Below are 15,248 nucleotides of genomic sequence, written 5' to 3'. Positions count from 1 at the left end.
ATGGCGGTTTTAAAATGAATAATAAAATTCCATATACGAGCTACTCAGGAAATTCAGAACACTTGTGTAAAAAAGGTGATGCAGTTGAATTTATTCAACCTTGGTACACGCCAATTTCGACTACACCAGAAAATACCGGTATGGCGGTCGGCGGAATTGGTAACACATTTACACTCACACCAAACGGCAACACGCCTAACTTCAGCTTTATTCCGGGAATCTTTGTCGATTGTTCAGAGCAAGTTATTAATTTTAATGATTTTTATGCGTCAGTGATGAATGTGCCAACCATCGACACGCTGCAAGTTCTTAATGAACAAGAGCTAAGCGTTCACCTGAACTTTTATCCGGCTTTGTTCGATGGAAAAAAGATTGAAAGTAGAGAAATGTCGAATGCGATTAGTCTCATTCAAACAGCATTAAAAAATGGTCGCTTCTACCAAGAAAATAAAACTAACTTTACAAAATGGAACGTTGAATTTTCAAATAAGACTCAATTGTTGATTGAAGAATATTCAGGTTCAACTATTTGTCAATTATATGTAGCCTTAGATTTCTTTAATGGTTTATTAATAAATGATACAACGAGATTATTATCACTTACTGCGGGTGATAATAATGATATGGATAATATCAATGGCCGTGATATAGATAGTGTTAATGGCAAGGATATAGAATATCAAGCTTTGTATCCATTAGCTGAATATAAATACAGTAGCTTCGAAGATATTAATATAAAGCGTAAGGTCGTCTCTCCGATCGTTAAAGAGAACAAACGCCTTTGCTCTTTACCGATGCACTGGAATCACTTCGAATTAACCAATAATTCATCGCAAACACGCGTGATTACGCTTGCTCAGCCTCTACAAAACTTGATTGGTTCAACCTACCAAAAAGGCCGTGATGGTATTCAGGATTCGGCATGTACCTTGTCTCAAAATCCGATTGCTCAGCAGCATGAAGTGGTTAACTTAAAGGGTGAAAGACACAGCTTTACGGGTGTTCAATTGTCTAGCCAATCGCCTTATCAAAGCGATATTGAAGGCGAAGTGGTGTTTGGTGTTCAAGCGGATAACCATTTGACTGAATCTGGTAAGGTTTCGATTTCTGTCAAACCAACGCTTTATACCTCTAAGACAGCTCAGCAAACAGAGTTCGCACTGAAAACAGGCCGTACCAACGCGGAATTCCAAACAGGAATTTACACGGGGCGTGAAGCATTGAGCGCATTGGTGGTGGTTCAGGTTGAATTGGAACCTGGCGAGTCTGTTGACCTGCGTTTTGCACAGGTGATGGCTCACAGCAAAGTCATGCTTAATGGTTGGCACTCAGATAAGGCTTACACGCAATTCTACCCGCAAGTAAAGCCTGCATTACCTATGTTAGAAGACATGTTGCCTAAGCTCGAAACCATTGAGCAGCAGATCGTCGAACAACAAACAACTTTTCTAGAGCAAGCTCAAAACAAGATCTCGCAGCCTGAATCGGCACTTCGCTATGCGACGATGGCGATGAATTCATTGTCTTTCCTAGCGGAATCAACGGTATGGGACAAAGAAGATAAATTCTTAGTAAAAGAGTGTGTCGACTACCCATTCTTTAACTCTCTGGATGTGTATTTTTACGGCTCGTTTTCACTGCTTTACTTGCTGCCGGAGCTTGATGGCTGCGTAATGAAAGAGTTCTCAAAAGCGATTTTGGCTGAAGACTTCACTCAGCGCCGTTACTGGGAATATGAAGCGACACCGAATGCTGAATTGATTGATGAAAAGTACCAAGGTGTGCGTGCTATTCGAGGTGCGGTAATCCACGATTTGGGTAGCCCATTCGACATTCAGCCCGATGCTTACAGTTGGCACAATGTGAAAGAGTGGAAGGACTTAGCGCCGAAATACATTCTGATGGTGTACCGCCATTACCAAAACACCCAAGATCTCTCTGTGGTTAATGAGTGCTGGCAAGCGGTAACTGAAAGCATCGATTTCTTATCGAATTTGATCGCTGAGGGTGATGATTTGCCGCTAACCCGTGGCACAGACGATACCTTTGATAACCTAGCGTCACATGGCATCTCAATTTATTGTGCGAGCCTTTGGGTTGCTGGCTTGCAAGCGGCGAGTGAACTTGCACAATTGATGGGTGAAAGCGTGCGAGCTAGCGGTTACTTAACGCGTTCTAAAAAGGCGTTAGCCACGGTTGAGCAAAGCTTGTGGGATGACAAAGAGGGTTACTACCACTTCTTCGTGACGCCAGTTCAAGCTAAGCATTTAACAGGTGAAGGCTATCAAGCTCTGGAAACCTTAGGACTTTCATTGACTGGTGATGCGATTGCTGACAAGAACACGCTCAATACCTATCTCAATGAAACGGATACTTCCATCAGCATCAGTAAGGTATCTCAAAGAGTCTCTAAGAAACGCTTGCTGAGTGAGACGGCGCCACAAGCCTTTACTCAAGAATACTTAGATTTAGTGCCAGATTCTGACAACAGTTTTGGTGATGCCTTGTTGGCCGACAGTTATCTAAAACTCATCGGACTCGAGGGTATTTTTCCGCAAGAGAACATCCAACGCGCACTAGACTATGTTTATAAGCACAACTTTGAGATTAACAGCCCTAAGCTTGGGGTTGCGAATATGACGTTGGCCGATGGTTCGCCGCATGAAGCGTTCCAAGCACAAGACGTATGGATTGGTGTGCAGTTTAGTGTCGCAACGGCGTTGAGTCTGGCGGGTAAATCTCAGCAAGCAGAAACATTGATGGATACCGTGTATACCGCGCTGTATGACTATTCAAAAATTCCATTTGCAGCGCCAGAAGGGTTCAATTGCTCTGTGTCTGTCAATGAGAAATATCTTATAGAAGCCTTTAAATTGACGCAAAATGATGCGAAAAACTGGCTAAGTGTACTTAAATGTCAAAACTGTGTGCTGTCTGACGGTCGGATCAATCCAACATTGACGAAAGATACTGATAATTTTGTTAAAATGGTGAGCGGTGAAATTCCGTTAGAAAAGCTGGCAGGCTTACACAAATGGTTACTGAGTACTGGCTTGAAATATACGGCTGGTCGTTACTTTAGACCGGGGATGATCTTCGCCTACTTGTATTAACTTAATGACACGATTTTCAGCTAAAGCAGTGGTATGCAGGTTGAAACTGATGGGGAGCTTAAAGCTCCCCGAATGTCACTTGATTAGGGGTTCGAGATGCGCACTAAAACAAAAAAAACAACAGTATACGATGTAGCAAAACTGGCTGGTGTTTCTCCGAGCACAGTTTCTCGTTTTCTTAATCGAACCACTTATGTGTCGGATGATAAAAGCCAGAACATCGAGCAAGCGATTAAAGACACTGGCTACAAACCTAATTTTCAAATGCAAGAAAACACCAACCGACGTTCACTCACCATTGGTGTGTTGGTGCAACACCCTGACAGCCCTTATACCAGCCGTATTCTCAATGACATGGAGAAAACACTGATCGCTCAAGGTTATTCGTTAGTAATCGCGACAGGGCATTGGCAGAAAAAGTTAGAAATGCACGCCTTAGAGTATCTGGCTAAGAGCAATGTCGATGGAATGATCATCGTAACAGGCAGCATCACCAAAGAGGATATTGCCAAGTACGCGCAAGACATCCCGATTGTCGCGGTCGGTTATGATTTCGCTGAAGACAACGTTCGTTCAATCAATATCGATAATGTGCTAGGCGGTTACATGGCGACGCTTCACTTATTACAACAAGGGCATGTGAACATCGCCCATATCAAAGGGCTTTCGAGTCAACCAGATGCGGGTAATCGTTTTGAAGGCTATAAGAAAGCGCTGCAAGAGGCGGGCATTAAGGTGATGCCAAAGCTCGTCAAGCAAGGGGATTTCAGTAGTGAAACTGGCTATGAGAAAACCGTGGAATTAATTGAATCTAAGATTCACTTCTCAGCCCTGTTTGCTGCCAATGATCAAACGGCTTACGGCGCTATTAAGGCGCTCCATGATCACGGCTACAAAGTGCCAGAAGATGTGTCAGTGATTGGGTTTGATGACTTGCCAACGTCTAAGTATTTCACACCTGCGTTAACAACATTAAGGCAGCCAATTGAAGAGATTGGAGAGGTGTGTGCTCAGTCGATTTTGAACTTACTTTCAGGTGAGAGGCATGAAGCACGACTACCACCGATAGATTTAATCGTCAGAGAGTCGACCAAGTCTCTGTATCGTTAGTTGTGAAATGATTGAATCATAGGGAGTTACAGTCAAAGACACATTATTTCCCTTCAGAAACGAAAAATGTCGCATCCATGCGACATTTCTCTTTTGGCGGCCAAACCAGTTTTGCTATATCCATTCTAGATTTCAATCCATTAGGAGATTATTCAGAATGTACATATAAGACGCTGTTAATGTTGATTAGTTCCCGTTACGCCGCATTTTTTTTCGATTTATTTTCTAAGTCGAATGACGCTGCGATTAACTTCTTGGTGTAGTCATTTTTCGGTGCATTGAAAATCTCTTCTGCAGACCCTTCTTCCATCACTTCACCCTTCTGCATCACCAGTACACGATCCGACAGTGCTTTCACTACCGAGAGGTCGTGGCTGATGAACAGAAAGCCAATATTGTGCTTGGCTTGAATGTCTTTCAGCAGGTCAATCACGGTCAGTTGTACTGAGCGATCGAGTGCTGAAGTCGGTTCATCCAGCAAAATGAAAGAGGGCTCTAGAATCAGTGCGCGAGCAATCGCGATACGTTGTCTTTGCCCGCCAGAGAACTCATGCGGATAACGGTTTATTGAATTCGGCTCTAAGCGAACTTCAATCAATGCTTTGCGCGCTCTTTCTAAACGTTCTTGCTTGGATAGATGAGGTTGATGCACCGTTAAGCCTTCGGTGATGATTTCCCCAACTGTCATGCGTGGTGATAAAGAACCATAAGGATCTTGGAACACCATTTGGACATCTTTCTTGAGCTTGTGACGCTCTTTATCATTTAATAAGCTAACGTCTTGGCCTTTGTAAACAATACGTCCGGTACTTGGCAGCAAGCCGATTAACGCTCGTCCCAGTGTTGATTTTCCTGATCCGGATTCACCAACAATACCCAAGGTTTCGCCCTGTTTAAGATTCAACGAAATGCCTTTTACGGCTTCGAAGTACTGGCTTTTACTCTTGATAAAGTGTGATTTCACCAAGAACTGAACTCGGATGTCGTCAGCACACAATAGTTCTGGGGCTGTCGCCTCAACAGGAACCTTAGCGCCTTTCGGAATCGAGTTAATGAGCATTCTTGTGTAATCATGTTTAGGACTATCGAACAAAGATTGAGTCATCCCTTCTTCTACGATCTCACCTTTACACATCACTAGCACGCGGTCTGCAAAGTGTTTCACCACACCTAAGTCATGGGTGATGAACAAAATTGCCATTCCCATCTTGCCTTGGATCTCTTTGATAAGAGCAAGCACTTCAGCTTGAACCGTTACATCTAATGCAGTTGTAGGCTCGTCAGCAATCAGGATATCCGGTTCATTAATCAGCGCCATTGCGATCATGATGCGTTGCAGCTGACCACCCGAAAATTCGTGAGGGTACTTGGTGTACGACTTTTCTGGCATTGGCAAGTGCACAAGATTAAACAGCTCAATCACTCGCTGTTTGGCTTGAGACTTTGACACTTTACGATGCCACATAATAGCTTCTGCCACTTGTGTGCCCACGCGAAGGTATGGGTTCAAAGATGTCATCGGCTCTTGAAAGATCATGCCGATTCTATCGCCACGAATCGACTGCATTTCACGCTCTGATTTTTCGAGAACAGACTCGCCTTCAAACTCAATTTGAGACTGCGGATCAATAATGGCGTTGTCTGGAAGTAGACGCATCAGTGCGTTGGAAGAGACAGATTTACCAGAACCTGATTCACCAACAATGGCCAAGGTTTCGCTGGATTTAAGGGTAAAGTTAACCTTTTTCACCGCATCAACGATTCCATCGTTGGTTTTGAAGCTAACGGAGAGGTTATTGACTTTAAGAAGAGCCCGGTCCGACATGATATATCCTTATCAATTTAAGACATTAGGTGAAGATTGAACTTCTGACGTTGTTTTAAGTTGCCCAAAATGGTGATGAGCACGTTGAATTTGTTCTAGTTCGAGCATCCAATGCGAACTGCGCTGAGCGCTGCAAAAAGCGATCAGGTGATTGAGCAAACCTTCGCTCTGCTTTTCCAATAACCCAAAGGTACGTTGAATCAGCTCAGTGTTCTCCAGAGAGATAAATTGCATCAGAGCGTAAGATTGATTCAAGGTATCGAAGGCTTGTTGGTGCTGACCTAATCGGTTGAGTATCTCTGATTGAGCGACGCTCGCGTCTCTTAACCCGGCAAGCAAGCAGGCAAATTGGCAAGGCTTGATATCGCTTTGGTATGCTGCATCTTGGATGTGATGAGGAAGTGAGGTTAGAACATCACCATAAAGGCGTTGTGCTTCTGGCCAGTGACCTTGTTCCATTAACTGTTCAGCTTTTAGGTAGTGCATCCAGCATCGTTCAATTTCCATATCCACATCCTCAATTTATAATATCAGAAAATGTTAATGATATTTATTATCAATTGCAAATTAAAATCATTCACATGTTAAGTTGGTGAATTAAATGACGAGCTATTCCTAAAAATGGCTTAAATTGTGTGTTATTTGTTCAGTTGAACAGCTGTGTAGCGTAAGTCACTAAATTTGTAGGAAATTACATCTACACTGATTTTATCTACACCCAAGTAATGAAGGACTAAGGAGGCGGCGATGGCGATGCAAAGACTCAATACAGAACAGCTGTATCAGGTAGCGGATTTAGATAAGCTACCATGTAAGTCGACCAAAGAACTGGCTCCAATTGACGAAATCGTCGGGCAGGAACGGGCACAAAAAGCCGTTGAGTTCGCGATGTCAATCAAGGAAAAGGGTTACAACATTTATGCGATAGGGCGAAATGGTCTGGGTAAACGCACCATGATCTTGCGCTATCTGAACCGTCACCCTCAAGAAGTGCAGGAGCTTTTTGATTGGTGTTATATCGCGAATTTCGAAGATATTCGTACACCTAAGGTACTGAAATTGCCTCGTGGCGTTGGCAGCAGCTTAAAGCAAGATATTGAAAAATTGATGCGTAAACTGCTGAAAGGTATGCCTCTAGCATTTGATAACGAGATGTACTTTAGCCGTGCTGACAGGCTTAAAAACCAATTAGCAGCTAAGCAACAAGCCGCGTTAGAAAGCATTAGTCAAGAAGCGAAAGACAAGGGCATTAACCTGACGATCACCACTCAGGGTGATTACCAGTTTGTGGCCATGAATGGTGATGATCTTCATACCGAAGAGAGCTTTGATCTGCTTTCGCCGGAAGAGCAAGACCAGTTCGATAAAACCATTGATGGATTGGAAGTCGGTCTGCGAACCATTTCTCGTGAGTTGACGGAACTTGAAGAAACGTACACTGAGAAAATTCAAAAACTGAATGATGATACGGCGCGAGACGTGATCACGCACTTCATCAAGCAATTGAAGAAGGATTACAGCCAATATCCAGACATTAAAAAGTACCTAACGGCACTGCGTAAAGACATTGTCGACAACGCTGACATCTTCTTAGAAGAGAGCACTGAGCAAGCCGAAGTTGCAACCGCTTCTTTGGATAAGAAAATGCCGCGTCGCTACAAGGTTAACGTGATTGTAAGCCAAAAGGAGGAGACTCTGCCGATCGTGGTGGAAGAGAATCCAAATTATCACTCTCTGTTTGGCTATGTAGAAACGGCAACGTTCAAGGGCACTGTCTTTACAGACTTCTCATTGATTCGTGCAGGTAGCTTACACAGAGCTAACGGTGGCGTATTGCTGATGGATGCGGTGAAGGTACTTGAGCAGCCGTACGTTTGGGAAGGCTTGAAACGAGCGCTGCGTTCACGTCAATTGAGCTTCACTTCATTAGAGAAAGAGGTGACCTTAACGGGCGCGGTATCGCTTGATCCAGAGCCGATTCCATTGGACGTCAAGATCATCCTGTTTGGCGACTACCGAACTTACCAACTGCTGCAACACTACGATGCAGAGTTTGGTGAATTGTTCCGTGTGACGGCCGATTTTGAAGATGAGATGAAGCGTACTCCCGATTCTGAAATGCACTACGCGCGCTTTATTTCGAGTATCGTGCACGACAACAACATGCTGCATTGTGACCGTAAAGCGATCGCTCGCATCATTGAGCACAGCTCTCGTCAGGCGGGTGACCAAGGTAAATTGTCTCTGCACTCGGCACACATTGCTAATCTGCTTCGTGAGTCAAACTACGTGGCGAGAGGTTCAAAGTCGAACCTGATTCGAGCAACACACGTCGACCAAGCGTTATCTAACCAACAGATGCGTGTCGGACGACTGCAAGACAGTGTGATGGAGACGTTTACCAACGGCACAACACTGATCCATGTTGATGGTCAGGCGGTTGGGCAAGTGAATGCTCTGTCTGTATTAAGCACCACCGATCACATGTTCGGTGCGCCAAACCGAATTACTGCCACCACGGCTTACGGCGATGGTGAAGTGATTGATATCGAAAGAAACGTAGACTTAGGTGGCAGCATTCACTCAAAAGGCGTGATGATCTTGTCGGCTTACCTTTCTTCCGTATTTGGCAAGACAGCCAAAGTCCCGCTCACCACTAACATCACCTTCGAACAATCGTATGGTGGCGTCGATGGTGACAGTGCGAGTATGGCTGAGTTCTGTGCGGTGGTGTCAGCGTTTTCTAAGCAGCCAAACCGTCAAGACATCGCGATTACAGGCTCGATGAACCAGTTTGGTGAGTCTCAGCCTATTGGTGGTGTGAACGAGAAAATTGAAGGTTTCTTTGATGTGTGTGAAATCAAAGGGCGTTCAAACGAACAAGGGGTGATCATCCCGCGTTCAAATGTTCACAACCTGATGCTGCGTAGCGATATCGTGAAAGCGGTTGAAAAGGGCGAGTTTAATATCTGGGCGATTGACCATGTAACAGAAGCAATTGAGCTGTTCACAGGCAAAGCCGCTGGTGAAGCAAGTGATGAGGGTAGCTATCCAATTGATACCATCTTTGGTATCGCCCAAGCTAAACTGAACGCACTGCGTAAATAGCTTGAATACATAGATACATAGATACATAGATACATCGATACATCGATACATAGTTTGATAGCTAATTAGCTAGCTAAACAAGCAGATAAACAGCCAAAACGCAAAAGCCATCGATTCTAGAGTCGATGGCTTTTTTGTTGGTTACGATTTGGTTTGCCAGTGAGCTATTTGTATTCGGTGAAAGTCGCGTCTTAAAGGCGTTACCCGTTTCGCAAGCAGAGCTTGGTGCCATCGAACTTCAGTTTTGCCAACAAGTGTTTGGCGTTAGCTCGGCCAATATCATCAAATTCAACACCATATCGAGCGTAGTGCGTCGATTTCTGTAGGTTACAGACGATGCCTCGCAATGGCGGAATCAGTGGTCCGTTGTAGTTCTCAGGGGTTATCTCAATAGACACTCGATCGGCAATCTGAATCGCACGAGAGGTCGGCGAGGTAACGAAACGACAACCACTTTTTGATAAGTCTCTTATCTCACAGTTTGCTCGCTGGTCGTTGAAGATGATTCTTGAAGCTAGATTCACTTCATAGCGTGTTTCTTTACGTAGCTGAGTCACTTGCATCGTGCTTGGTGTAGACAGCACAAGAATAGGGAAGGGTTCACCAATCTTATGATGAATTTGGCTTCTAAAGTGGATAAGCGCGCCTTCACCTCGTAGAGAATACGCACGAGCAGTCATCCAAAAACCTTCTTGAAAGAAAAAGTTCAGATCTTCATTGGATACCTCGGGAACCTCAACCACAATACAGTTATCACTGTGCGTTCCGATAAACTTGGTGGTAGCGAGAAACTTCGTGCCAACGGGAGTCGAGACATTTAATGTCAGCTCACTGCCGTGCTCAATCATGGCCAGTGCATCAGTGCTATTGATAGTGGAAACGGTGCGATTACGAGGGTCTTGAAGTGCCTGATTATGCTCCAAAGGCTTCTTCAGGGGTGCGTTCATTATATGTTCTCCATGCGCCAACATGCGTCTGTTAGTTATATTGGTAACTTGCTAACAAGGGGTTATTACGTGCTAGATTTAGTGGACGTACTCACATAGATTTATAGAGTGCCTTTTATCATTGCTGATTTTATATTAAGCCGATTGCACTGAATTATTTGCTGTGTTTGTAAGTACTTAGTTTTATTTATATGCACTTGCGCTAGTCTATTACAAGGAACTCATACTTCAAACTTTTATTGTTTGTCGTATCAATTATTTGCAGGAGTTGAGAATGCAGGCAGTAAAATGGGATCAAGAAGTGAACCAGATCACGGTAGAGTTAGAACCCAACCAGTTCGCGGTCGTTAAGTATCAAAAGGACGGAGATGTACTACATATCACGTCGACACGCATTCCTGATGAACTGCAAGGCAAGGGCTTTGGGAAGGTGATGATGGAGTCGGTATTGCCTGAAATTGAACAAGCGGGCTTCAAAATTGTGCCGGTTTGTAGCTATGTGGTTCACTACATGAATAGGCAGCCACAGTGGTCACACCTTCTATCCGATAAAGCATAACAACGAGTAATATGTCTCAATCAATATCGTCGAATAATCGAGCTCAACCTGAAGCGGGTTCAAGTCAAAATCAGCCAGAGCTTTATCAACAAGAGTTTTATCAAAATGAGCTTTATCAAAAAATAGCGACCTCGCTGGGTTGTCATGAAGGGTTTGATGTCCAAGTGATTCAACGCCTATGGGGTGGATATGGCGAGTTAGTTCGCTTAGTCTTTTCTCAAGAAAGCAGTGCGGAACTCAAGAGTGTGATTGTTAAACATGTCGCGTTGCCAGATAAAGCTGAACACCCAAAGGGTTGGAATACCAAACTCTCTCACCAACGAAAGGTACACTCTTACCAAGTGGAAACAGCTTGGTATCAGTCATTCACCCAACAATGGGACGAGCGCTGCCCTGTACCTGTTGGGCTGCAATGTGAACTAGAAGAGAATGAGTGGCTGATAGTGATGCAAGACTTAGCGGATATAGGTTTTCCGTTAACCTCTCATTTTGATGTTCTTGCTGCTTCTGACTATCAGGCACCTAGTTACACACGAGAAGAGCAAAAACAACGCGATGCTTGCCTTAAATGGCTCGCTAACTTTCACGCAAAGCATATCAATATCAATCAAGAGCAGTTGTCATCATTGTGGCAAGTCGGTACTTATTGGCATCTAGATACACGTCCTGATGAGCTCAATGCCTTGGCTGATTTACCATTGAAGAATCAAGCCAAGCACATCGACCGTTTACTCAAAGAGTGTCCATATCAAACCTTGGTACATGGCGATGCCAAGCTCGCCAATTTTTGTTTTGATTCTGAAAGCGAGCGAGCAGCTGCGGTCGATTTCCAATATGTGGGTTACGGCTGTGCGATGAAAGACGTCGCCTTGTTCATGAGCAGCGCGATTAGGCCACAAGATTGCGCAGAGCTTGAATCAGAAGTACTAGATGCTTACTTCCACTACTTGAAAGAGGCATTGGCGTACTATCAGCCACACCTTTCATTTGATGAGGTAGAAGCAGCATGGCGACCAATGTTTTACGTGGCGTGGGCCGATTTCCAACGTTTCGTAAAAGGCTGGAGCCCAGAGCATTGGAAGATTAACCCTTATACTGAGCAGTTGACCTTACGAGTGCTCACTCAATTAGACGAACAGGAGTCCGTCAATGTTCGATAGAACCGCGAGTTGGAAAACGCCGCAAAACTTTTTATTACTGATTTCGATTGTTGTACCGATCGCGTTTTCGAGCTGGATGGCTTTACTTAATAACTTCGTGATTGAGAAGGCGAACTTTGATGGTGCGGATATTGGCTTGCTGCAAAGTGTGCGTGAGATCCCGGGTTTCTTAGCGTTTACCGTAGTGTTTGTGTTGGCATTCATTCGTGAGCAACGCTTCATGTTGATATCGCTGGCGATGCTCACTGTAGGCACCGCGATTACGGGTCTGTTCCCCTCACTCACTGGATTGTTGCTGACTACCATTTTAATGTCGACGGGCTTTCACTATTTTGAAACGCTGAAGCAGTCTTTGTCACTGCAATGGTTGAGTAAAGAAGAAGCGCCAGAGATGCTAGGTAAGATGATCTCCGTTGGCGCGTTGGCATCTTTAATCACTTATGGCTCTATTTGGGTGATGTTAGAGCAACTCAAACTCGACTTTGCTTGGGTGTATGGCATCACTGGCGGAATTGGTTTTGTTTTAGTTTTGGTGATGACCTTTGGCTTCCCTGAGTTTCAAACCAAGACGCCACAGAATAAGAAGTTGGTACTGCGGAAGCGTTACTGGCTCTACTACGCGCTAACGTTTATGAGCGGTGCGAGAAGACAAATCTTCACTGTGTTTGCAGGCTTCTTGATGGTAGAGAAGTTTGGTTACTCGGCTGCCGACGTCACATTGTTGTTCTTGGTTAATTACCTATTTAACTTCTTGTTTGCGAAGCGCATTGGTCGATTTATCGGTGTGGTTGGCGAGCGTAAAGCGTTGATCTTCGAGTATGTTGGATTGATTGGTGTGTTTGTCGGTTATGGTTTGGTGCAAAGCGCGGAATGGGCGGCGGCACTTTACGTGATCGATCACCTGTTCTTTGCATTGGCGCTGGCGATCAAAACTTACTTCCAGAAAATCGCAGACCCGGCAGACATGGCATCAACTGCTGGTGTCTCTTTCACCATCAATCATATTGCAGCGGTCGTTATTCCAGTGGTGTTTGGTGTGATTTGGTTGTCTTCTCCTGCAACGGTTTTCTATATTGGTGCTGCGATGGCGGCGGTTTCTTTGGCGTTGTCTTTAAACATTCCTAAGACACCTGAAGAAGGTAATGAAGTGCGAATGTTTAGCTGGCGTTAATGTTGGTCTCGATATTATGAAATAAGCAAAAAGCTCCAATAGTGATATTGGAGCTTTTTGTTTATGTGGGATATGTATATCTAATCCGCAAAATAGGTTTCACGCGGATCAGTTTCTTACGGTTTTTAATTCGGTACGCAGCTTGAAGATTCCCTTTGGTGCTTTGGTTAGCAGGATGCCGCAAAGTAGAGGAATCATCATTACAAGTGACTGTTCAGATAGAACCTCACCATTGATGTAACAAGAGATCAGTAGTGCAACCACAGGGAAAATTAGGAAGCAGATAGATGCTTGGAAAGGTGTCGAAACCTGACCTAATTTAAAGTAAGCAACAATGCCGCCAACACTCGCCACAAAGCCTAGGTAAACCACAGCAGAGATTGAATCCCAAGTGAAAGATTCAATATTCACGTTTTCACCTATAGCTGAAACAGCGAACAAGAATAGAGCTGCAATTAGGCTCGGTACGGCGTTGTAGGTTAGTACTTCAATGCCTTTGCAGTGCTTTTGAACCAGCACATACATCACTGCGTGAATCGCAACAGCAAGGCCTAAGCAAACCGTGCCAATTAGGTAGTCATCGCCACCCATCTGCATTTCATTACCAAGGATTAGACATAGGCTCACAACAGCAGCGATCAACCCGAATATCTGGTGCTTCGCTAGTCGTAGACCTAAGAATAAGCCAGACATCAACATCACAGCCACAGGCATGTTGGCGAAGATGATCGACGCTAAACCTGAAGAGATGTATTGCTCGCCATAGATCATCAACGTAAACGGAATCGCGAAATACATCAACGCAACAATAAGCAGCCATTGGCGCTTACCTTTAGGGAACAGCAGTGGTTGGTTGAAGACTTTCGCTAATACCGCAAGCAGAGGTGCTGCAAGTAAAAAGCGTAACGCAGTAGCAAAAATAGGTGGGATAGAATGCAATGCTACTTCCATAGCGAACCAAGTGGTTCCCCAAATTAAGCAAACAGAGACAAAAAGCAAGATAGTTAGAGACTTCGAATTCATGGTGACTACTCATTAATAATTATTTTAAATCATAAGCTTGTGGCGCCTTAACGACGTGGCACAGTATAGAAAGGTAGTCGGAGAAAAGTTTTGTCTTTTTATCTCTAATTTGAGTTTTTTGTGGAAATTAAATCTCTAGTATGATTATTTTATAGAAAATAAATTCGCTTTAGATAGTTAAAGTAAAGTCATTGTTCTTTGTGAGGTTTAATTTAACTTAAGGAATGGTCAACTCAACGAGTATGGCTGTTGGGTTATTGCTGTTAGCGTAGCAACAAAAAACGCGCCCTCAATGAGGCGCGTTTTTGAACAATACGTTTAAGAGGCTGCGTCTACTGCGTAACAGGCTTGACTTGTTTGGATTGTCTTACCGCAAGGATAAGTTGTGGTAGCAGTGACATCACTATCATGCCGGTCATTAGTGAGTATTGTACTGCAGTGAATGATTCACCCATCAACACCATACCGGTCACGATGCCAGCTACTGGGTTTGCGATGCCACCGAAGGTGAAATCAACCACCGACATACGCTGTAGCAACCACACATACATGCCGTAACCCAGCGCTGTGTTTAGCCCAATAACCCATACGAGTCCCATAGCATTACGAGTATCGAAATGAGTGACAGCGTTAATATAAGGCTGCGGATCGATGAATGCATGAACGCCAGACGCGACAGACAAAATCGTACCGCCCAGAATCAGTTGCCATGTTAATACCTTCCACCAGTGCATGCGGTTACCCAGTGACTTGGTAATGCTGCTGCCGATGACAATACACATTATTGCGGCAAACATTGCGCCTAAACCGATTGGGTTCAGAGCAATTTGGCTTGGGTTAAACAGTATCCACGCTAAGGTGATCAAGCCAATACCCGAAAGGGCCTGAATCAGATGCGGGCGCTGTTTTTTCACTACCCAGTGGAAGATCATCGCGAACACCGGCACGGAGATCATGCCCACGCCAGAGATTGCCGAAGGCAGCGTTAGCGCCATCACGAAGATCAAGCCAAAGAAGGTCGCGATATTGATAAGGCCCAGTGTGAAAATGATTTGCCACTCGCCTTTTTTAGGCAGTGTTGGTTTTACTGCTAGCAATAACAAACCAGCAGGTAACGCACGCAAAGCACCCAATAATAATGGTGGCCACTCCTGTAGCGTAAATTGCGTCACTGCATAGGTTGTTCCCCAAAAGAACGCGGGGATCATTGCTAATAATATGTTCATTTAAAA

Annotated in this window: 11 protein-coding genes; 6 read left to right on the top strand and 5 right to left on the bottom strand. The window is 44.4% G+C overall.

All coding sequences use genetic code 11. The annotated features are described in order from the left end of the window. Nucleotides 1–14: 14 nt before the first annotated feature. Nucleotides 15–3,113: a GH116 family glycosyl hydrolase gene (locus AB4512_RS03140; protein WP_372174393.1), complete on the top strand. Its 3,099-nt coding sequence runs from the start codon at nt 15–17 to the stop codon at nt 3,111–3,113. Nucleotides 3,114–3,209: 96 nt separating this feature from the next. Beyond that, complete coding sequence (locus tag AB4512_RS03135; RefSeq protein ID WP_372174391.1) at nt 3,210–4,223, top strand: LacI family DNA-binding transcriptional regulator; 1,014 nt, start codon at nt 3,210–3,212, stop codon at nt 4,221–4,223. Between the two features lie 196 nt (nt 4,224–4,419). Here AB4512_RS03135 and AB4512_RS03130 read toward each other — a convergent pair whose 3' ends face one another. Next, nucleotides 4,420–6,048 carry an ABC transporter ATP-binding protein gene (locus tag AB4512_RS03130; RefSeq protein ID WP_372174389.1) on the bottom strand — a complete coding sequence of 543 codons (1,629 nt, stop codon included), beginning with the start codon at nt 6,046–6,048 and terminating at the stop codon, nt 4,420–4,422. A gap of 12 nt (nt 6,049–6,060) precedes the next feature. Continuing rightward, nucleotides 6,061–6,555 (bottom strand): hypothetical protein, encoded by a 495-nt coding sequence (locus AB4512_RS03125; RefSeq protein ID WP_017068585.1) that lies wholly within the window; start codon nt 6,553–6,555, stop codon nt 6,061–6,063. Between the two features lie 240 nt (nt 6,556–6,795). Here AB4512_RS03125 and AB4512_RS03120 point away from each other — a divergent pair, with 240 nt between their 5' ends. Next, complete coding sequence (locus AB4512_RS03120; RefSeq protein WP_017061577.1) at nt 6,796–9,156, top strand: Lon protease family protein; 2,361 nt, start codon at nt 6,796–6,798, stop codon at nt 9,154–9,156. A gap of 200 nt (nt 9,157–9,356) precedes the next feature. On the opposite strand, the gene AB4512_RS03115 is transcribed toward AB4512_RS03120, so the two are convergent. Continuing rightward, nucleotides 9,357–10,103, bottom strand: coding sequence for a flagellar brake protein (locus tag AB4512_RS03115; RefSeq protein ID WP_017065025.1), 747 nt, complete (start codon nt 10,101–10,103; stop codon nt 9,357–9,359). A 274-nt stretch (nt 10,104–10,377) separates the two neighbouring features. Here AB4512_RS03115 and AB4512_RS03110 point away from each other — a divergent pair, with 274 nt between their 5' ends. The 3 genes from AB4512_RS03110 to AB4512_RS03100 are packed head-to-tail and all read left to right on the top strand — an operon-like array spanning nt 10,378 to nt 12,993. Then, nucleotides 10,378–10,662 (top strand): GNAT family N-acetyltransferase, encoded by a 285-nt coding sequence (locus AB4512_RS03110; protein WP_004732803.1) that lies wholly within the window; start codon nt 10,378–10,380, stop codon nt 10,660–10,662. 11 nt (nt 10,663–10,673) lie between these two features. After that, a complete protein-coding gene (locus AB4512_RS03105; protein ID WP_017061579.1) occupies nt 10,674–11,822 on the top strand; it encodes a phosphotransferase in 1,149 nt (382 codons plus the stop codon). Then, complete coding sequence (locus tag AB4512_RS03100) at nt 11,812–12,993, top strand: MFS transporter (protein ID WP_017067651.1); 1,182 nt, start codon at nt 11,812–11,814, stop codon at nt 12,991–12,993. Before AB4512_RS03105 ends, AB4512_RS03100 begins: the two co-directional genes overlap by 11 nt. Nucleotides 12,994–13,101: 108 nt before the next feature. Here AB4512_RS03100 and AB4512_RS03095 read toward each other — a convergent pair whose 3' ends face one another. Beyond that, nucleotides 13,102–14,016, bottom strand: a complete 915-nt coding sequence (locus AB4512_RS03095) for a DMT family transporter (protein WP_017061581.1) — start codon at nt 14,014–14,016, stop codon at nt 13,102–13,104. A gap of 332 nt (nt 14,017–14,348) precedes the next feature. After that, nucleotides 14,349–15,242, bottom strand: coding sequence for a DMT family transporter (locus tag AB4512_RS03090; protein ID WP_017067653.1), 894 nt, complete (start codon nt 15,240–15,242; stop codon nt 14,349–14,351). Between the last annotated feature and the right edge of the window lie 6 nt (nt 15,243–15,248).

It is taken from the genome of Vibrio sp. 10N.222.52.B7 (genome assembly GCF_041474275.1).
In the GTDB taxonomy this organism is placed as follows: domain Bacteria; phylum Pseudomonadota; class Gammaproteobacteria; order Enterobacterales; family Vibrionaceae; genus Vibrio; species Vibrio crassostreae_C.
The sequence above is the reverse complement of the archived record's forward strand: the minus strand, read 5'-3'. Positions and strand labels throughout refer to the sequence as shown.